The sequence below is a fragment of the Microbulbifer thermotolerans genome, from assembly GCF_001617625.1.
Lineage (GTDB): Bacteria > Pseudomonadota > Gammaproteobacteria > Pseudomonadales > Cellvibrionaceae > Microbulbifer > Microbulbifer thermotolerans.
The window spans coordinates 1,962,705-1,982,094 of sequence record NZ_CP014864.1; the positions used below are offsets into that span (position 1 = coordinate 1,962,705).

Annotated in this window: 20 protein-coding genes; 6 read left to right on the plus strand and 14 right to left on the minus strand. The window is 55.3% G+C overall.

Annotation, left to right across the window (positions count from 1 at the left end; translation table 11 throughout):
• Positions 1-67 precede the first annotated feature (67 nt).
• Entirely contained in the window at positions 68-883 is an 816-nt protein-coding gene (gene xthA, locus A3224_RS08250; protein ID WP_067153331.1) for an exodeoxyribonuclease III, read from the plus strand.
• Positions 884-1,028: 145 nt separating this feature from the next.
• Here the strand turns inward: xthA and modC are convergent, their stop codons facing one another.
• Genes modC through modA form a run of 3 tightly spaced genes read right to left on the minus strand, consistent with a single transcriptional unit; the run spans position 1,029 to position 3,519 of the window.
• Positions 1,029-2,120: a molybdenum ABC transporter ATP-binding protein gene (modC, locus tag A3224_RS08255; protein WP_067153333.1), complete on the minus strand. Its 1,092-nt coding sequence runs from the start codon at positions 2,118-2,120 to the stop codon at positions 1,029-1,031.
• Positions 2,120-2,815, minus strand: coding sequence for a molybdate ABC transporter permease subunit (modB, locus tag A3224_RS08260; protein ID WP_067153335.1), 696 nt, complete (start codon positions 2,813-2,815; stop codon positions 2,120-2,122). The genes modC and modB overlap by 1 nt, the downstream gene beginning before the upstream one ends.
• A 14-nt stretch (positions 2,816-2,829) precedes the next feature.
• Positions 2,830-3,519: a molybdate ABC transporter substrate-binding protein gene (modA, locus tag A3224_RS08265; protein ID WP_231902506.1), complete on the minus strand. Its 690-nt coding sequence runs from the start codon at positions 3,517-3,519 to the stop codon at positions 2,830-2,832.
• A gap of 457 nt (positions 3,520-3,976) precedes the next feature.
• Between modA and A3224_RS08270 the strand changes: the two genes are divergently transcribed.
• The 4 genes from A3224_RS08270 (at position 3,977) to arsH (ending at position 6,621) form a co-directional block, all read left to right on the plus strand.
• Positions 3,977-4,321 carry a metalloregulator ArsR/SmtB family transcription factor gene (locus A3224_RS08270; protein WP_067157706.1) on the plus strand — a complete coding sequence of 115 codons (345 nt, stop codon included), beginning with the start codon at positions 3,977-3,979 and terminating at the stop codon, positions 4,319-4,321.
• A gap of 68 nt (positions 4,322-4,389) precedes the next feature.
• Entirely contained in the window at positions 4,390-4,863 is a 474-nt protein-coding gene (locus A3224_RS08275) for an arsenate reductase ArsC (RefSeq protein WP_067153338.1), read from the plus strand.
• 4 nt (positions 4,864-4,867) lie between these two features.
• Complete coding sequence (gene arsB / locus A3224_RS08280; RefSeq protein WP_067153340.1) at positions 4,868-5,896, plus strand: ACR3 family arsenite efflux transporter; 1,029 nt, start codon at positions 4,868-4,870, stop codon at positions 5,894-5,896.
• Positions 5,893-6,621: an arsenical resistance protein ArsH gene (arsH, locus tag A3224_RS08285; protein ID WP_067153342.1), complete on the plus strand. Its 729-nt coding sequence runs from the start codon at positions 5,893-5,895 to the stop codon at positions 6,619-6,621. Before arsB ends, arsH begins: the two co-directional genes overlap by 4 nt.
• Positions 6,622-6,809: 188 nt before the next feature.
• On the opposite strand, the gene A3224_RS08290 is transcribed toward arsH, so the two are convergent.
• On the minus strand, positions 6,810-7,595 hold the full coding sequence (locus tag A3224_RS08290) for a S1/P1 nuclease (protein ID WP_231902520.1): 786 nt from the start codon (positions 7,593-7,595) through the stop codon (positions 6,810-6,812).
• A gap of 272 nt (positions 7,596-7,867) precedes the next feature.
• On the opposite strand from A3224_RS08290, the gene A3224_RS08295 reads away from it, so the two are divergent.
• A complete protein-coding gene (locus tag A3224_RS08295) occupies positions 7,868-11,002 on the plus strand; it encodes a TonB-dependent receptor (RefSeq protein WP_067153347.1) in 3,135 nt (1,044 codons plus the stop codon).
• Between the two features lie 144 nt (positions 11,003-11,146).
• Here A3224_RS08295 and A3224_RS08300 read toward each other — a convergent pair whose 3' ends face one another.
• The 10 genes from A3224_RS08300 to gspG form a co-directional block, all read right to left on the minus strand.
• Positions 11,147-13,357, minus strand: a complete 2,211-nt coding sequence (locus A3224_RS08300) for a response regulator (RefSeq protein ID WP_067153349.1) — start codon at positions 13,355-13,357, stop codon at positions 11,147-11,149.
• Between the two features lie 22 nt (positions 13,358-13,379).
• Positions 13,380-13,583 (minus strand): DUF2788 domain-containing protein, encoded by a 204-nt coding sequence (locus A3224_RS08305; RefSeq protein ID WP_082817608.1) that lies wholly within the window; start codon positions 13,581-13,583, stop codon positions 13,380-13,382.
• A 96-nt stretch (positions 13,584-13,679) separates the two neighbouring features.
• On the minus strand, positions 13,680-13,949 hold the full coding sequence (locus tag A3224_RS08310) for an acetyltransferase (RefSeq protein ID WP_067157709.1): 270 nt from the start codon (positions 13,947-13,949) through the stop codon (positions 13,680-13,682).
• Between the two features lie 247 nt (positions 13,950-14,196).
• Positions 14,197-14,679: a type II secretion system protein GspM gene (gspM, locus tag A3224_RS08315; RefSeq protein WP_067153353.1), complete on the minus strand. Its 483-nt coding sequence runs from the start codon at positions 14,677-14,679 to the stop codon at positions 14,197-14,199.
• A gap of 95 nt (positions 14,680-14,774) precedes the next feature.
• The gene (gene gspL, locus A3224_RS08320; protein ID WP_067153355.1) at positions 14,775-16,079 is read right to left on the minus strand and encodes a type II secretion system protein GspL; all 1,305 of its coding nucleotides are present in this window, start codon (positions 16,077-16,079) and stop codon (positions 14,775-14,777) included.
• A 15-nt stretch (positions 16,080-16,094) separates the two neighbouring features.
• The gene (gspK, locus tag A3224_RS08325) at positions 16,095-17,078 is read right to left on the minus strand and encodes a type II secretion system minor pseudopilin GspK (RefSeq protein ID WP_067153357.1); all 984 of its coding nucleotides are present in this window, start codon (positions 17,076-17,078) and stop codon (positions 16,095-16,097) included.
• Positions 17,071-17,796 carry a type II secretion system minor pseudopilin GspJ gene (gene gspJ, locus A3224_RS08330; protein WP_074901096.1) on the minus strand — a complete coding sequence of 242 codons (726 nt, stop codon included), beginning with the start codon at positions 17,794-17,796 and terminating at the stop codon, positions 17,071-17,073. The genes gspK and gspJ overlap by 8 nt, the downstream gene beginning before the upstream one ends.
• A gap of 1 nt (position 17,797) precedes the next feature.
• Complete coding sequence (gene gspI / locus A3224_RS08335; RefSeq protein WP_067153359.1) at positions 17,798-18,187, minus strand: type II secretion system minor pseudopilin GspI; 390 nt, start codon at positions 18,185-18,187, stop codon at positions 17,798-17,800.
• A gap of 106 nt (positions 18,188-18,293) precedes the next feature.
• Positions 18,294-18,878, minus strand: a complete 585-nt coding sequence (gene gspH / locus A3224_RS08340) for a type II secretion system minor pseudopilin GspH (protein ID WP_067153360.1) — start codon at positions 18,876-18,878, stop codon at positions 18,294-18,296.
• Between the two features lie 62 nt (positions 18,879-18,940).
• Entirely contained in the window at positions 18,941-19,369 is a 429-nt protein-coding gene (gene gspG, locus A3224_RS08345; protein ID WP_067153362.1) for a type II secretion system major pseudopilin GspG, read from the minus strand.
• Positions 19,370-19,390: the final 21 nt, after the last annotated feature.

A 19,390-nucleotide genomic window follows, 5' to 3' on the forward strand; every position in this document is an offset into this window, starting at 1 on the left:
GACTCACAGCAAAATGATTCAGGCCGGGCATGCCCCGGCCCTTTTCTTTGTTTGGGGAACACAATAAATGAAAGTTGTCTCTTTTAATGTCAACAGTATCCGCGCGCGCCTGCACCAACTGAAGGCGTTGGTTGATTCTCATCAGCCCGACATCATCGGTCTGCAGGAAACCAAAGTCACAGACGAGGATTTTCCGGTGGACGAGGTTCGGAATCTGGGCTACGAATTGATATTTTTCGGTCAGAAGACACACTATGGCGTCGCCCTGCTTTCACGTTTTCCCTTTATCGATCGCGAATACGGTTTTCCCGGAGATGACGATAATGCACAGCGGCGAATGGTCATGGGAAAATTCGATATCGGCAGCGATAAACCTCTGACGGTTATCAACGGCTATTTCCCCCAGGGCGAAAACCGCGAACACCCGGTGAAGTTTCCCAATAAACGCAAATACTACGCAGACCTGGAAGACTACCTGCAGACCACCTGCAGCCCAGAGGCGCCCGTATTGGTAATCGGCGATATGAACATCTCCCCTACCGACCAGGATATCGGCATTGGCGAACAGAATCGTAAACGCTGGTTGCGCGACGGCAAATGCAGTTTTTTACCGGAAGAACGCGAATGGCTGCAAAAGATCCAGGATTGGGGACTGGAGGATACTTTCCGCGCACGTTATCCCGATAGCGATAACGTATTCAGCTGGTTCGACTATCGAAGCCGTGGCTTTGAACGGGATCCCAAGCGTGGCCTTCGCATCGATCTGATTCTGGCGAGCAAACCACTGGCGGAAAAATGTGTAGATGCCGGTGTGGATTATGATATCCGCAGCATGGAGCGCCCTTCAGACCACGCTCCCGTGTGGGCCCAATTCGACATATAAGCCCACTCTGGTTCATTTCTCAAAAATACTATTCACCCTGTGAGACGCTCAGGCTATGAAATATTCTTCTCATTGTCTGAGCGCCTTGCCCCCACTACCGTACTCACACGAATCAGCTAGAGCTGCATAAGCAGGAACTCCCGGTTTATTGCACGATGGCCGCGGATTTTATCTGGGCCCAGACTTTCATTCCCGGCTCAATGCGCAACCGCGCCAGTGATTTTCGCGTCAGGCTGGCAATAATGTAACTGTCCCCGCATTTCAAGCGCACCAAGGCTGTCGCTTCATTACTGCCCGCCCCGATTTCACATACTTCAACCGGCAGTCGATTGAGAACACTTGTGTCATCGCGCGCTTCCAGCGCCAGACTCACATCGCGAGCCAATATGCGTACGCGCAGCGCTTCTTTCCCCAGATCGCTGTTGTCGGGCAGCCAAAGTTCTCCGCCGGAGAAGCCGATGCGTACCAGGTGCCAACGGCTATCCCGCTCCAGCACCTTGCCCGTAAGCACCACTCCCGCCTCCTCGCCGAATCCCAATGGCAAATTCAGCTGTGAGAGGACATCGGACACCGCGCCCTGCGCCGCCACCCTGCCTTTGTCCAGTACCAGTAAATAATCCGCGAGGCGCGCCACCTCATACATTGAGTGGCTGACATACAGGATGGGAATAGCAAACTCCGCACGCAATCGCTCCAGATACGGCAAAATTTCCTGCTTGCGCGCCATATCCAGAGACGCCAGTGGCTCATCCATCAACAGCAGACGTGGGCGGATCAATAGTGCGCGCGCAATGGCCACGCGCTGGCGCTCTCCTCCCGACATTTGGTCGGGATAGCGATCCAGTACAGGCTCTATACCCATCAGAGCGATTACCCGCTGAACCATTTTCGGTTGGCAATGACCACCGGAGCGTTTTAGCGCGTATTCCAGGTTGTCTCGGCCGCACAAATGGGGAAACAGACTGGCTTCCTGAAAAACATACCCCAGCTGCCGCTTATGGGTTGGAAGAAAATTCTTTTCGTCCTGCCAGGTTTCCCCGTTGACGATCAGCCGCCCCCTGTCGATTTTTTGCAGCCCTGCGATGCAGCGCAACAGGGTAGTCTTCCCGGACCCCGAATGACCGAAAATCGCAATGATCCCACTGCCGGGCAGCATTGCGTCCACGTCCAGGCAGAAGGATTGTCCTCGCTCTGATGGAAATGCGATGTGAAAGCGCGCGCGAATATTGTCCGGCATCAAACCCAATACCGCAGGCCGGGACGGTGCGCCCGGTGTTGGAACAAATACAGGCCCAGCAGCACGATGAAAGAAAATACCAGCATGGCGCCGGCCAGTCGGTGGGCCTTGGCATAGTCGAGCATTTCGACATAATCATAAATCTGCACAGACACCACACGGGTCTCTTCTGGAATATTGCCTCCAATCATCAATATCATGCCGAACTCACCAACGGTGTGGGCAAAACCCAAAATGGTTGCAGTGACAAAACCCGGCCGTGCCAGGGGCAATACCACAGTAAAAAAGCGATCCCAGGGGCCCGCACGCAATGTCGCTGCCACTTCGAGAGGGCGGTCTCCGAGTGCCTCCACGGCATTCTGTATTGGCTGAACAACAAAGGGTAAGGAGTAGAATAAAGAGGCCAGTACCAAGCCCCAGAAAGTGAACGGGAGTGTTCCCAGCCCCAGGGCCAGAGTGAGCTGGCCCACCGGGCCATTCGGCCCCATTGCCAGCAGCAGATAAAAGCCCAGTACCGTGGGCGGTAGAACTAGCGGCAGGGCCACTATTGCTCCAACGGGCCCCTTCCAGCGCGAGTGGGTTTTCGCCAGCCACCACGCAATGGGCGTACCAATAAACAGTAACAACAACGTAACAGTACCCGCGAGACGCAACGTCAGCCAGATAGCCGACCAGTCCGCTTGAGAAAAACCCATACCCGGCAACCTCCCTAGCGGGACTCAGGAAGCCTGTATCCGTAGGAGCGGATAATGGCCCTGGCCTTGTCTCCGCGAACGAAGCGGAGAAATGTAGCAGCAGCTGCGCTATTGCTGCCTGACAAGAGCACCGCATCCTGCCGGATCGGGTGGTATAAGTGGCTTGGCACAATCCAGGTGGCCCCTGTATCGATACGCCCGTTATGCATCACTTGCGAGAGTGCCACAAATCCCAACTCCGCATTACCACTGGCGACAAACTGATAGGTCTGTGCAATATTTTCTCCCCGTACCCATTTTGCCTGAGTGCTTTTCTGCAAGCCGAGATTGTGCAGTACTTCTTCCGCGGCCACACCGTAGGGCGCCAATTTTGAATTCGCCAGGGCCAATCTGTTATAGGTGCCTTCACGCAATACCGAGATACCGTCACTCAGCAGATCCGGACTGGCCGACCAGAGGACCAAGCCGCCGATTGCATAGGTGAAGCGACTGCCGGGCACGGTGAATCCCTCTCTCTCCAAAGCCTCGGGCTTGGCAGTATCAGCGGAAAAGAACAACTGGAAAGGCGCACCGTTTTTGATTTGGGCATAGAACTTACCGGAAGAGCCAAAGGAAAGTATGACTCGGTGTCCTGTGGACTTTTCGAATTCCGCCGCGATCTCTTTCATCGCGGGGGTGAAGTTGGACGCTACTGCGACTCTCACATCCTCCGCAGCCGCTGGCAGACCAGTAAGCGCAAAAAGCAAACAGAGCACCAACTGGCACACTCTCATCAGAAAAACCTCCGTTATGGGGCAGACCCGAGAGTTCCCGGGCGCCATATACTGGAATATATAGCGGTTACCGACAAGCCCAGCGATAGCGCTCTTTTTAGGTAGACGCTAAACACTCTCTTTGGATAGCCTCCGAATACTCTGTTTGGGTACCCCTGGATACTCTCTTTGGAGAGTTTCTGATTGTTTCGCGTGAGTGCTGTTGCTGGTTCCGTAGGCTCAAGCAATGGGATGCTTGACTCAACAGGGTGCGACTCGGTCTCTATGATGCTCGCCCCTGTATCCCACGACATCGCCGTGTTTTCCCTTCAACCCTGCTGTGCCTTTATATATTCGCCAAACCATATATAATGAAAAACGTATATATTTGAGCGCCAAGGGTAGCTACTTGAATCCATTAACGTTTTACAAATGCCTCGGCGACGAAACCCGCCTGCGTTGTCTGCTGCTAATCGCCCACGAAGGCGAATTGTGTGTATGTGAGCTGACCGAGGCGCTTGCGGTCAGTCAACCCAAAGTGTCGCGCCACCTGGCACAGCTTCGAAGCTGCGGCCTGCTGCGGGACAGACGTCAGGGCCAGTGGATCTTTTACCGTTTGGAACCGGCCCTGCCCTCTTGGGTCACATCTGTCCTAAACCAGACCCTGGACGCCAATCGGACATTTATCCGGGACAACCTGCGCAGTCTCAGCCTAATGGTCGATCGCCCCAACCGCTGCTGTGATACCGGCTGACGTTTCTCCAGGGAAATCACCTCCCCCTCAAAGCCCAATGACCTTAACGAGCACAAGAGCCAAAAACCGTGAAATTACTTTTTATTTGTACCCACAATCGCTGCCGCAGCATTTTGAGCGAGGCGATTACCAATCATTTGGCCCAGGGCCGCATCACTGCCTACAGTGCCGGTAGTCAGCCAGCGGGACAGGTACATCCCTTGTCCCTCAAGTACCTCGAAGCCCGCGGCATCAGCACCGCTGGCCTGAAAAGTCAGTCCTGGGACGTTTTTTCGGACGTAGAACCTGATGCAGTCATTACCGTCTGTGACAACGCCGCCAACGAAAGCTGTCCGGTGTGGTTCGGCAACACAGTCAAGGTCCATTGGGGACTACCAGACCCATCGAAACTAGACGCGCCCGAAGAAGTGCTCGAATCCGCGTTCAACTCTGTCATGGACACCATTGAAGGGCGCATTCGCAAGTTGCTGGCACTCGCGCCGGAACGCATGTCGCCATCTGAACTGCAAGCCGCACTGGAATCCATCGCCAAAGAGGACTAATCCCATGGGAGTTTTTGAGCGCTATCTGACTTTGTGGGTGGGGCTGTGTATTGTTGCCGGTGTCACTTTGGGCAATTTGTTTCCAGGCTTGTTTGAGTGGTTTGCCGCCCAGGAAGTTGCCCATGTCAACATTCCTGTCGCCCTGTTCATTTGGGTAATGATCTACCCGATGATGGTTCAGGTAGACTTTTTCGCCATCAAGGATGTCGGCAAAAAGCCCAAGGGCCTGTTCCTGACGCTATTTATCAACTGGCTGGTTAAGCCTTTCACAATGGCGGCTCTGGGCTGGCTGTTTTTCCGGGTAATCTTCGCCGATCTCGTCGATCCTCAGACCGCAACCGAGTACATTGCTGGGATGATCCTGCTCGGTGTAGCCCCCTGCACGGCAATGGTGTTTGTCTGGAGCCATTTGACCGAAGGTGATGCCAACTACACCCTGGTTCAGGTTTCAGTAAACGACCTGATCATGATCTTTGCCTTTGCTCCCATTGCCGGATTCCTGCTCGGCGTCAGTGATGTCACTGTACCCTGGGACACGCTGTTGCTATCTGTCCTGCTTTATGTGGTCATTCCCCTGGTGGCCGGCGTCATTACACGCAAGAAACTGGATTCTGGCACCAGTCATGAGCGCTTGAATCATTTCATTCACAGACTCAAGCCGGTATCCATTGCCGGCCTGCTGGCCACCGTAGTTCTGCTGTTTGGCTTCCAGGCGGAAACCATCATGGCCCAGCCCTTGGCGATTGTCCTGATCGCCATTCCGTTGCTGATACAGACCTATGGCATTTTCGCTATCGCCTATGCCGCTGCCAGAGCGATACGTCTGCCACACAATGTTGCCGCGCCGGCCTGTATGATCGGCACCTCTAACTTTTTTGAACTCGCAGTGGCGGTGGCCATATCCCTGTTCGGCCTCAACTCTGGCGCAGCTCTGGCCACTGTCGTCGGTGTACTGGTGGAAGTGCCGGTGATGCTCACCCTGGTGGCCTTCGCCAACCGCACGCGCCATTGGTTTGGAGGAGCCCCGGCATGAACAGTAACGATCTACCCAATGTCAGACCAGAATGCTTCCAACCCATTGACCAGGACAAGTTGCAGGCAGAAATAAGCGCAACTAAGCCGAGGATACTCCTGCTCTACGGATCACTTCGTGCGCGATCCTTCAGCCGGCTCGCAGCAGAGGAGGCACGCCGCCTGCTGGATGCTTTCGGCGCGGAGACACGTATGTTCAACCCTGCCGGCCTTCCGCTACCGGACGGCGCCGACCAAAGCCATCCGAAGGTACAGGAACTACGTGAACTCGCTCAGTGGTGCGACGGCATGGTTTGGTCATCACCAGAACGACACGGCGCCATGACCTCTGTTATGAAGGCCCAAATTGATTGGCTCCCACTGTCGATGGGTGGTGTGCGCCCAACTCAGGGAAAAACCCTTGCCCTGATGCAAGTCTGTGGCGGCTCGCAGTCCTTCAACGCCGTCAATCAAATGCGCGTACTGGGACGATGGATGCGTATGGTGACCATACCCAACCAGTCATCGGTGCCGAAAGCCTGGTTGGAGTTCGATGACAACGACAGAATGAAACCATCATCCTTCTACGATAGGATTGTGGATGTGATGGAGGAGTTGATGAAATTTACCCTGCTCCTGAAAGACAAAAAGGATTACTTTGTCGACCGTTATTCAGAGCGCAAGGAAACTGAAGAGGAGTTCCGCAAACGCATTGACCAGCGCGCGTTACAAAACCCTGAGAGCTAGGGGACCGCTGAAAACTGCCATTTATCAAGTCGCGCTCAGGCATTGAGATGGCCTCTCCGGAGCGCACGATAACCCCAATGTATTCAGTGGCTGGGAAAGCCAGTCCTATACCTGGGATTCTTACCTAGTCTCGAATGATGTCGTTACCACCGGGAAGCGCATGAATCAGCGCTTCCCGGCAGAAAAACTCACTCACCCAGTGCCCGATTGAGAACTGCAGCCAACCTTACGCCGCCCTGGCGCAGTCGCAGCGCAACGATTTCCCGATTGCGCAGATAGTAGTCCTCTCCGAGTGCCTTCTCGGTAGTGTAGGCGTGACTGTGCACCAAGCGTTGGGATTCTGCGGCCCACTCTGTCTTATCGCCGCTCAACCATCGGCTTTGCTGTTGTTCATCAATCACTTCCAGCTGTGCACTGGCGTATTTTTTCCAATCCTGCACAAATCCAGCGGGCAAATACACGTCCCAAAGCGAGTGCAGATTGGTTGGAAAACCGAAAAAGCGAACTTCTATATCATTGCCCCCCCGATCGGCCGCCAAGCCGGTATGCAACGGCTGATGTAGATCACCGATAAAATGCGCGACAAACATCAGAGCCTCTGCGCGCTCACTCTCTATCACATTGCGATCGCTCAGTTTCTTCTCAAAATTTTCGATTGCTTTAAGAATGCATCCCGCCGGCGGACAATCACGCGCCTCCCGGTACCCATCCCAATGGCGCGGAAGGCTGATGTAATGCATAGGGGCTGCCCAGTCATAGCGCCGGTCACTACGGATACGGTCCGCCCAAGTGGATGCCTCGGCCAGGCTGGGTTCCCCAGCGATTTTCAGCAAACGGCTAACTTTAGTTTTGGTCTCTGGCTGTAAATAATGCCATGCGATTTCACCAACTATCCGGTGCCCGTCTGCCCCCCAGGCAAAAGCACCAGCACTGACACCACAAAAGACAAAAAGAAAAGCCAAGCGAAGTAACATCTTAATTTTGATCACCGAATTAATTCCCAGAAAAATGCGCGAACACTTTACCTCCTGGATATGACAAGAATTTAACAATAAACCGCCCCTTCATAAGGTTTGAGATACAGGCGCAATAAAATCTTCACTATTCCGTAAATATTTACTGTTAAAAAACGCGCTGGCTCAGATGCATACCTTGATTCACTGCGCCGACAACAAAAGAAGTTAACCGCCAATAGATGGCTTCCTCACAACCATCCTTGTTGGCACTATCAGACCAGGAGAGTTTCATGAAACGCTGCATATTCCCCCGCGCGCTGTTATCCGCCGCGGTGGTTTCCGCTATGGGCACTGCGCCTGTGGCATTTGCGCAGGAGACATCAGCAACCATTCGCGGCATCGTCACCGGGATGGATGGTAAACCGGTAGACAATGCCAAGATTACCGTCGTTCACACTCCTTCTAACAGCCGCAGTGAAATTTTGAGCAGCGATTCGGGCCGTTTTAACCTAAAGGGACTTCGGGTTGGTGGCCCCTATACTATCCGTGTGCAATCCGACGAAGGCGAAGAAGTACTGGACGGGATCTACCTAAGTCTTGGCAAGCCACTGACATTGCCGATTGATCTGGCAGATTCTGAGCTTGACACAAACGGCGTCGAAGAAGTCGTAGTTACCGCGGAAGCACAGATTTTCAGCAACCGCGGCTCCACCAGCGTATTCGGCGAAGATCAGATCGCCAACGCCGCAACTTTTAACCGCGACCTAAAAGATGTAATTCGCTCGAACCCCCTGGCCGTCGTCAGCCCGGATGGTAACGAATTGAGCATTGCCGGCACCAACCCCAAATACAACTCACTGACCATCGACAGCGTGGGCATCAACGATACTTTCGGCCTGCAATCGAATGGCTATCCAACTAACCGCCCGCCAATTTCCCTGGATGCCGTAGAACAAATCTCCCTTTCCTACGCACCCTTTGATGCGCGCAAAGGGAATTTTACCGGCGGTAATATTAATGCGGTAACCAAGTCCGGCACCAACGAATTCCATGGCAGCGCCTACCTTGAGTCCGTGCCCTGGTCAGGGACCGCAGAAGACGACAAACTGTCCGATGGCACCGAGTACGACATCGATAACGAAGAGGAAACCTACGGCGCCACGTTCAGTGGACCGCTGATTCAGGATAAACTTTTCTTCTTCACTTCCTACGAGAAGTGGGAAGAGGAAATCGAGTTTAACTACAATCTCAACACCCTCGAAAACCATGACGTAAGCGTTGAGGAGCTGTCTCGAGTACTAAACATCATGCAAGATGTCTACGGTCTCAGCGACTCCGTGGGCTCCGCTCCCGACCCCGACAGCGACGAGAAAATTCTGGTCAAACTTGACTGGAACATCTCGGAAAACCATCGCGCGGATTTTACGTATAGCGATCAGGAAACCCGCTCAGCGCAAAATTACACTGACAGCGACGGCACCCTTAACCTCTCATCCAATCTCTGGACCATGGCCCAGGACACCACCTACTATACGGCGCACTTGTTCTCCGATTGGAGCGACGTGTTCAGTACCGAGGTGAACCTGTCCTACAAGGAGTACGAGCAGGCCTCGCTGACTAACTCCAGTTGGGGTGAAATCAATGTGCGGACCGACAACGGTACTATTGTGGCTGGTGCAGATGAAAACCGCCACGCCAACATACTGGCGAATGAGGTTTGGAACTTTGGTGTGCATGGCACCTACATGGCTGAAAAAGCCCAGTACCGTTTCGGCGCGGAAATCGAAGACACCTGGAACTATAACGTCTACGGTCGCCATGCCTCCGGTACCTGGAGCTTTGACAGCATCGATGATTTTGAAAATCGTGTAATCGGTGACTTCCAGTACAGCAATGCCTACACCAACAACGTCGACGATATCGCATATGACGTGAATGGCAAAACCTACTCGCTCTATGGCGATGTCACCCTGGAGCCATTCTCCGGTTTCGAGCTGGTGGCCGGTCTGCGCTATGAGACACTCACTGTCGACGACGCTCCCAACCGCAACAGCCATTTTGAGGAAACATACGGCTACGCCAATAACGAAAATCTCGATGGGCGCGATATATGGCTACCGAGAGTCAGCTTCAACTGGAATCTGCGTGACGATCTGACCCTACGCGGTGGCATGGGCCGATTTAGTGGCGGCATGCCGCTGGTATGGGTAGCCAATGCCTACACAAATGATGGCACCACCAAAGACTCTGTCTATCTCACCGATCTGGACCCAAGCGCGGTAAACTTTACCAGTGTGCCCCAGGTGGCAATGGATACGCTAGCACCCGGAGCCGGCAGTACAAACAGTATCGATCCGGATTTTGAGCTGCCGTCAGATTGGCGCTACCAACTCGCCGTGGACTACGCCTTTGATATTCCCGGTGTCGGAGAAGGGTTTAACTGGACCACAGAGCTAACCTACGTAGACCGTCAGGACTCCGTTTTCTGGCGCGACCTGTCCCGGGTGGACAATGGCGATAGGACTGTGGACGGCGGTCGTATTATCTGGGACAACGTCTATGCGGGTACCGAGTACGAGGACAACTACGATCTCGAGTTAACCAATGTGGACGATGGCGGTCGCAGTATCATCTGGTCTACCAGCCTGGACAAAACGTTTGAAAACGGACTGTCACTCAACCTGTCTTATGTCCATCAAGACATCACAGAAGTCAATCCTGGCACCAGCTCGACTGCGGAATCCAATTTCCAGTACGAAGTTGTTGAGAACCGCAACGTCCCACTTGAGGATACCGCCTACTACGAAATTGAACACCGCTTTGTGCTGAATCTGGGCTATCGCAAGGAGTTCGTTCCCGGTTACGCCACCAACTTCAATCTGTTCCTGGAGCGCCGCTCCGGTCGCCCGTTCTCCTGGACTCTGGGCGCGTACCGCGATGGCGACCTCGGAGATCAAACAAACTTCGACGATTCCGATGTCTACCTCGCCTACATTCCCTCCGGTGCCGACGATCCCGCCATGGATTTTGAGAACGGCCTGAGCTACGCGGAGATCATGGAAATTGCAAAGGCGGCGGGCGTTTCAGGCGCAGCTGGCGGCTTCGTGGACAAGTATTCCGACAACATGCCCTGGGTCACCACTATGGACTTGGCTATCACTCAGGAAGTACCAGGCTTGCTACCGGAACATCGCGGCGTGGTTTACCTGACCATCGATAACTTCGCCAACCTGTTGAACGATGACTGGGGCAAGGTGTACGACATTCAGTACCCGCAACAGATTCTGTTTGACTACGACGTCAACGAAGACGGCCAGTATGTTTACTACGAGCCTTTTGGCGGTCTGAATACGAAAAACTACACCCGTTTTCAGGCTGAGGAATCCACCTGGCGAGTAAAACTGGGACTGAAATATAACTTCTGATCCCCATCCCCAAAAGCCGGCGCTCTGCGCCGGCTCCCAGCTTTCCAGGGGTGGCCCGGGGCTTGCTGCATGTTGCCAACCCGACCGCCCGCGTATTCGACAAGTCATTGTGGACGCTTGCGCGGTGTCGCGGAAGCGGAGCGCTCAGGCGTTACCCAGCCAGCGATCCAGAGTTTCCCGCAGCAGATCCTTGCTCAATGGCTTGGTCAGAAAATCGTCCATACCCGCCGCGAGGCAACGGCCCTCGAACTGCTCTTCTGTTGTACTAGTCAAAGCGATAATAGGCAGCCGATCTTCCGGCTTGTGCTCGGCCTCCCAGTGGCGCAGACTCTCGATAATCTCGGCACTGCGCTCAGTATTCTGCTGGCAATCCACCAATAGCAGGTCGTAATCGCTTTCCGTCAATTGCCCGAGGGCATCCTCGGTCGAGGCAGCCACATCCACGCGGTAGCCAAGTGCCTGCAGCATCTCCTCAGTCACCCCCTGGTGCTGGCGCGACTCTTCGATCAGTAACAACGAATACTGGCGCGGTTGACCGCCGCCGCTGGAAACGATACGTCGGCTGGCTTTTTTGGGCGCACCGAAGAGACGTTTAATCAGCGCATCGTGCAACTCTTTGCGCGTTACCGGCCGCCCGAGGTATAGAGCGCCAGACACGAAATGTAACAGCGATGTAAACTGCGACTTATGCCCATAGGCCCCAAGGCATATCAGTTTACACTCCTCAAGTTCGGGGTCCGCCCGCTGCAGAAATCCGCCCACAGCCTCCAGCAGTTGGGAATCTCCCATAGCCGGCGCCAATATCACCAGCTGTTTGCGTTCCAGAGCCATGCGGAACGCCTCCTCCACCTTGTCTGCGGTATCCGGTGTCCACTTGACGGTGCCGACATCCATACCGAAGGAACGCATCATCTGCGCCAAACCGGCGACAAACAGGCCTTTCTGATGTAACAGCAGCACTTCACTGTCTTGCAGGCGCCGATCCGGCGTCAGGTACACGCGCTGGTTCGGCTCCATCGCGAATTTGATCACCACTTGATAGCGATTGCCCTCGGGGGTCGAATACAATTGCAAATGACCGCCCATCGCCTCTGCCAGCCCCTTGGCGATTGACAGGCCGAGCCCCGTAATGACTTCGGTGCTATCCAAGCTAGAAAAGGTTCCGAACAGTGCCTTCTCATCCGGCAGCGTCTCGCCCTGGCCATCGTCGCTGAGACTGATGGTCAACTGCCCCTCGGCATTGCTGATCGGTGTGAAGCTGACCTGCCCCCAGAGTTCCCCTACTTGTGCCATCACGGTGGCGGAATCCACCAGATTACGAATCAGCTGGGCAGTCTTGCGGTTGTCACCAGTAACCATCACCGGTAGGTTGTCATCGATCTGGAAGTTAAACTCCAGGCGCTGACGGTGGGCGACGCGTGCGGCGAACTTAAAAGACTTCTCGATCGTTCTGACGAGATTAAAGGGGCCGTGGCGCAAGCGGATGTTCTTGCGTGCTACCCGCGTGTAGAGACCCACATTATCTACCAGTTTGAGCTGTTGACTGCTCGCTGTTTTGGCAAGCTTTACCCAAGCCTTCTGCCGTTCGGAGAGGGGCTCAGCCTCGAGCAGTGCCAGCGCGCCAAGGGAATCCGACAGCTGGCTGCGAAATTCCTGCCCCACATTGGCAATAAACTCATTGGTCAGGTCCGCCGCCGCCAGTGATTGCTTCCGCTCCGCCGCCAAGTGGCTAGCGCGCTGCTGTAATTCCTGCATTGCCGCAAGGCGGTCCCAGTAGTTTTCTGATCGCCGGCGCGCCTGATGGGCGGTCAACCATACAAAGGCGATGGTAAGGGCACCGTAGATAGTGCCGATAATCTCACCAGACAGACTGGCCACTAGCGCCGCGGGTACCAGGGATAGGGAGATAAACCAAGTCAGGAAGCGGTGATAAGGCGAGAATACAGAGGTAACACTGGAGCAAAAGATTACCGAATACAGCCAGAGAAAGTGCGTCTCCGGCACAAAACCCAACAGCCATACATGGCAAAAAAGAATGCCCCCCCACCAGGCAGCCCCCAGCGTGGAGGCGATAAAATAGTGGCGGCGCCAGCGATGGGGACCGGAGGAATAAAGGTAGTTGAAACGGAAGACGTAATAACCGCGCAGGAGTGTCAGCAGCAAGAAACCGATTGCCAACACCAGCAGTAGTTTCGGCGCTTCTATACGCATATCGCCGACGGCCGCGGCGACTGCCAGGGCTGCGAGAGAAAACAGCATGCCGCGCCGGCTGTATTTGACCATACGGGTGTCGGTCACTCGGCAGACGCGGCGGTCCTTCTGAACCTTGAGTTCGGGGCGATCGAATATCGGCATGGAAATCTTCTCTGCTTGGCGGTTAGCCTATGCCCATAAGTTCGACCAGGACCGTCTTAATCAGAAACCCGAGCAGCCCCAGCCCCAGGGCAATAAACAGAATGAAAGTGCCGAAACGTCCCGCCTTGGACTCCTTCGCCAGGTTCCAGACGATGAAGATCATAAAAAGAATGAGTCCGCCAACTCCCACCCAGAGGGAATACAATTCGAACTGCTCAAACGACATGCGGCTACCCCCCAAAAAATTGGCGCGCATTGTACAGCGGTTGGCGGCCAGTGGTAAGAGACTAAGCCCGTGGGCGCCCCTCTTCAAGTCCGCCAGTCAGGCGCCTTGGTAGTGGTCGCCATCATTGACTTTGGTGCCACACTTCAGGCGCCGCAGCTCGTTATCCCGGTAGCGGCTGTCGTACCAGCACCGGGGCAAGACCTCTCCCGATAAGAAACGCAACAGCGTTTTATCGAACACCTCCGGATCTTGCATTTCCTCGCCCCAGAGATAGCGCCCGACAACGGTTAGCTCATAGGGGTTAACCAGGGTGACGACATCCGCCACCTCAACCAAATGGTTGGTGTTTATATCTTTGAACAGCATATCGCCACCCATTACAGCACTCTTATCAAAGTATAGGGATTTTGGCGCCATTTACGTGGCTGGTGGCGATACATGACGATCTAGGAGCCTCCCAACCCTTTTAATATATCGAAAGATTCAGCGTCCTATCGACGATAAACATCGAAAAAACAGGAGATAGCCGTCTATATAGACAACAATCTATCGAACCAATGATTAGAGGAAGCTCCGATTAAGTCGACTGACCGCTGTAGGTGGTACTGGCTGCTCACCCTTCCAGAGTCAGCCGTGCCGAAACCATACCCTCTTCCTGCAAGGCATCCATGTTGAGCGTACGAATAGTGAAACGCTGCTGTATCAGATTATTCAGCCAGGGTTGTATATCCTGATAGCGCGCCTCCTCGATCCAGAGCCGAATACGGGTATCCCCCTCGGGTTCAAAGCGTTTAATGGTGATTTTGTGTTGCTTCGCCGCAGCGGTAACCCGCTGCAATAAAGTGCCCGATGCCTGACCCGCCGCTCCCGGCTCCAACTGTTCCAGTACCGGGCGCTGGGATTCAATCCAGGCTACCAATTGCCGGGATTCCTCTGCGCGCGCCAGGGCGCCATCGAAAAAGTGTTTGGCCGGTAAAAAGAGTCCGTAGATGAGCAACATACTACCGAGGAACAGGATCAATACCCCCAAGGCTCTCTGGTCGCTGGGAGGCAGAGCCAGCCACTTTTGCTGCCACTGTTCGATTTGTTCTTTCATTGTGCTTGAATCACCAACATATTTCGTGTCATTCCAACAGCTCCTCCGGGACCACACGAGGGCTCACCGCCACACTGTAGTTTCTCTACGCCTTGTCAGCGCAGCCTGATTCTTCCCGAAACCCCTTTTTCCAGCTCGTTGGCTCCCAGCAGATCGGCGCGGAATTCTCCCTCGGAAAGACGGCTGACCAGGGTATCCAGATCCGTGAGGTTGGCTGCCTGCAGCTGCAGCACCATTTCCCCCCGATTACCGTCAAAGCGGAGCGACTGCAATTTCAGGTCACGCCCTTTTTGCTGCTCCCAAACCCGGCTTAGCAATTGCATCTGGCTACCAAAGCCGCCACCACTAGCACTCGCCCTTTTCAGGTAGCCCTCGATTTGCCGGCGGATATCCACACCGGGCCTGTCTTGCGGGAACAATTCGGTGAACAACGCTCGAGCTTGCTGCTCGGCATTGCTGGCACGCCACTGGAAATAGCCGCCTGCGGCAGCGAAAAGTAGCAACTGTGCCACAAAGCAGGCTGCGGCAACTTTGACCGGACGATGCCACCAGTTACGCTCTTCTTCACCGCCCGCCAGTTCAAACTCACCGGTCATCAAGTTGACCAAAGGTCCCAACTTACAACGAGCGAGCATTACCTCTTCGGCAGGGCCTTCGATCAGCTCCAGCTGGTCGCCGAACAGGGATTCCAACTCCGCGAGGATCATGCCATCCCCATCGCCAGCCCCAAGCAGTTGGATGCGCGGTGCTCCCTCTTCATCTCCACGCAAGCTCCCCAGCAGCGGCTGAAGGTACTGGCGCCGCACGGAGAGGCCATATCCCTTCTTGTGCCAAATATGCGCCTGCGCCCCATCCAGCCAGAGCACGATATCGCCCTCGAGCAGATCGAGTAGTTGATATTCCGGCAATACCGCTGCTACCGGCCATCCCAGCCGTTGCAACTGGCTGTGCAAGGCTTCCATTTTTTCTGTGGCCGCAGCGTAAACACTGCAAGTGTCGCCCCGGCGGGCCTGGCAGACAAAGTGCAGCTCCTCTACGTCTTCCGCCAAACGCTCTTCGACCATGTAGCCGATCGCCCTACTCTGGCGGCGTGCAGCCTTGGGAATTGTCTCCAAACCGGTCCACACCCAATTGCCTGGCACCAGCAGCAAGGCCCGCGCACCCTCGGGAAAACTGAGCTGTAGCGCATTTTCCTCGCTGGCCAAATCACCATCCGGACAGAAAGCGCGTACAAAGTCATCGTCCAATGCCACTGCGCGCCACCCATCGCGACTCCAGCATTGCAGTTGCAACCTGCGGTCGCCGCTATCCGGGCAGGAAAGGCGCAGCAACATCAGTTGTCGTGCGGGCGCGGATGCCGGCGCACTTTTTACCGGATGAAATTTGTTGATCGCAATCATAGGGCTTCAATACTGTTAATTCGCTTCAGCTGTTTTGTAATTCAGGAGTTCCCGCATTGCGACTCCCGAAAACTCACGGCGCTGTCTTTGCACCACCCTGGCCTCACCGCTGGCTTCGTCCAGCTGCAGTGTACTTTCCCAATACTGTTGGTAATCCCCATCGCTTCCCAGCTGAACCGCGATGCGTGCCAGGAAATATTGGCTGTGGAATACGAACCCATTGCTATTGGTGATGCCATAGCTGGCCAGCTGAGAGCGCTCGTGAAAAACGCCACCCGACTCCCGGAAACCAAGAATGTCTGCCGTCTTAGCCTGTGGATCCAGTGCTTCGATCAACTCTGCCGGGGCAAAATTAATGTTGATTGCAGTGCCCGACTCCGGCAGAGCACAGAGAAAAGGCTGCAGCTTCTGCCAGTCTTCCATTTCCATTCCCTGCACGGCTACCAGCTCAGAAACGTCCGTGATCAGGGTGTCCGGGGTTCTGTGGGCCAGTTCACGGCCCAAATAGCCGTCATCCTCAGTGCCGGAAAGCAATGGCGTATCGCCCGCATCGACCCAGTCCATAATTGACTTGGCCAGCTCCGTATTGCCACTGATATTGCGTACCAGCCGCTCAAACGCCTCACGGTCCGCACTGGACACGTTGTTAACAAGATTATTAACATTAAAACAAGAGTGTAAGTCTTTGATATTAATGCGAATTCTTCCGTTGTCCGGATTAAAAGCCAGAGCCTTCTGCGCCCAGGCCTCATGCGCGGTGTCCGCGGACTCACTCGCCTCCCGGTCAACTTCATAGTCTTTCTCCAAAGCCACCCGCGCCCAGACTTCTGCACCTGTCACAAATTCAGCCAGCTGGGTGTTGGCAAGCAGTGCCCCAGTTCGGGTCACTGCGACGCGGTTGCGGGTGATGGCGTGAGTAACTGCCGCGATGGCAATCACCATCACTAACAATACAGTGATCAGGGCGACGCCCCGCTGACGCTGGAAGGACTCAATCATCCGCGCGCTCCGAACTGTCGTCATCCTCACCGTCATCACCGCTAGTTCCAGTGCTGCCAGTACTTCCCGTGGGAGTCACTTGCGGCAGAGAGAAGAGGCGGCGCATTTCTCCGCCGGAGCGGGTGACGAGCACAAACTCTATGGCCCGCGGCAGGCTTGTTTGTACATTCCCCGTGGAAGAAGCCGAGGTGATAGGCGGCCATTGGTCCAGCCAGGTTTCAGTGTTTGCATCGTAGTAGCGGAGACTCAGGCTTTCGACACCGGCGAGCAGCGGTTCAGTCAAGGGCTCGGAGTCCGGTGCGCGGTCGAGTACTTGCCAGCGGCTGCGCAGCAACACTGCCGCAGGCTCCTCCTCGAACCCGTCGTCATCACCTTCGGCGAAGCCGATGCTGTAGCTCAGCCGCTGCAGCTCACCGCGGGGCTCCCCTGTCAGGTTGGCGGCACCGAGGCGGGTGAATTCCAATTCGTCCGTATCCCCACGCAGCGCCGGCTCGTAGCCGTTGTAGGCGTTTTTCACGGGGCGCGCGGTCAACTGGCGCAGATCATCATCAATGCGGTACATGGTCATGGAAAAGCGCCTGAGTTCTTCAGCGCGCAATTCCAACACCCGATCTGTGCCGTTAAAGGTGTCCAGCAATGCGTATGAGCCGATGCTGATAATGGATACCAGCACCAACACGACAAGAATCTCGATCAGAGTGAAGCCGCGCTGCCCCATGTCATTCCTCCTTCGCCGCCCAGGCGTCGAGGGTGAGCGTGGGGTTTTCCGCCTCCGGCGTCGCCACCTCAATGGCGATATGGCGCATACGCGCTTCGGTGGTGGATTCTACGCGTACAGTAACTTGCCATTCGCGCTCACCGACAGGCACCAGTTCAGACTTATCGCCCAGCGGCGGCCAGGGGCTCCTCACTCGCAACTCGGCCAATACTTGCTGAGCCACCCAATTGGCCGCCAGTCGCTCTTCCATCGCCATTTGCTGACGCACGCTATCCTGCATTGTCTTGAGAACACTGACTGCAATTACACCGAAGATCACCAGCGCCACAAGCACCTCGACCAGGGTGAAACCGCCCTGCTTCCGGGAGCGAGAGGCAGTGCCAGGAGACACTCTGGGGTTACCGGTATAGCGTCTGCGCGCACAAGGACAGCAGTGCGAATTAAAAGCACGGGGCTGAGCGGGCGGTGCTGACAAGCCACAAGCCGCGAACCTTTGTTTATTCATCGCTTTGCCACTCGAGCTTTATCCCGTCCAGGCTGTTGTAGGAGATAAACGCGCCCCGACTGATATCCTTGTCCTCCAACAGATAGAAAGCCAGCTCCACCGGCAGAATTTCTCCGCTTGATAGAGCGACAAAATGGGGGGATGGCTGCTTTTTTTTGCTCTTTTCCTCGGCCGCGAACTCAGCCGGGGCCGCAACGGGCATCTGCGCTTCTTCCAGCACTTCCAGGCGCATATTGTCCGGCAGCTGATGCGCAACAAAACGCGCTGCTGATTTCGTCCCGCTATCTTCCAGCGTCTCCCACTGCAGTTGCGCGGAGTTAAAACGCACTACGGCGTAGCCATCGGGCTCGATCACCACACCGTAATGGGCCCGGTCGATCAACGCCCTGTCCGCCACCAATTGCAGCAGCGCCGCGAGACGTTGAACTTCAGAGCGCCAGGCGCGGGCACCGGAATTGCCGAGGGACAACCCTGCCATGCCCGCCAGGGTGGCGATGATGACAATCACCACCAGCACTTCGATCAGGGTAAAGCCCTTTTGCCGGGCCGGGTGCCAGGAACCAGCGGCCCGAGACACTGCCTGCCTGCGAACCCGACCGCCCCGGACGGACTGAAGCCGGTGTGTCATCCCCATCGGACTCAGAGTTCAGCGGCAAAAATGTCGGCCGCTTCACCTTCGCCACCGGGCTTGCCGTCAGCGCCGAGACTGAAGAGGTCGTAGGGGCCATCGCTGCCCGGACTGATGTACTGGTATTCATTGCCCCAGGGATCCTTGGGCGCCTTTTTGAGGTAGGGTTCCGTCCAGTTTTTCGCCTCGGGAAAACCGGACGGCTTGCTCACCAGCGCCTGTAAACCCTGCTCGGAGCTCGGGTAGACGAAATTGTCCATGCGGTACATGTCCAGCGCAGTTTCGATCGCGCGGAGATCCACCTGTGCCGCTTTTACGCGCGCCTCACCCGTGCGGCCCAAGACATTCGGGACCACAAGAGCTCCCAACACGCCAAGAATCACGATTACCACCATGATTTCGATCAACGTAAAGCCGCCGCTTTTTCGCAAAGTTTTCATCTTCCTTTTTCCTCGCCTCGA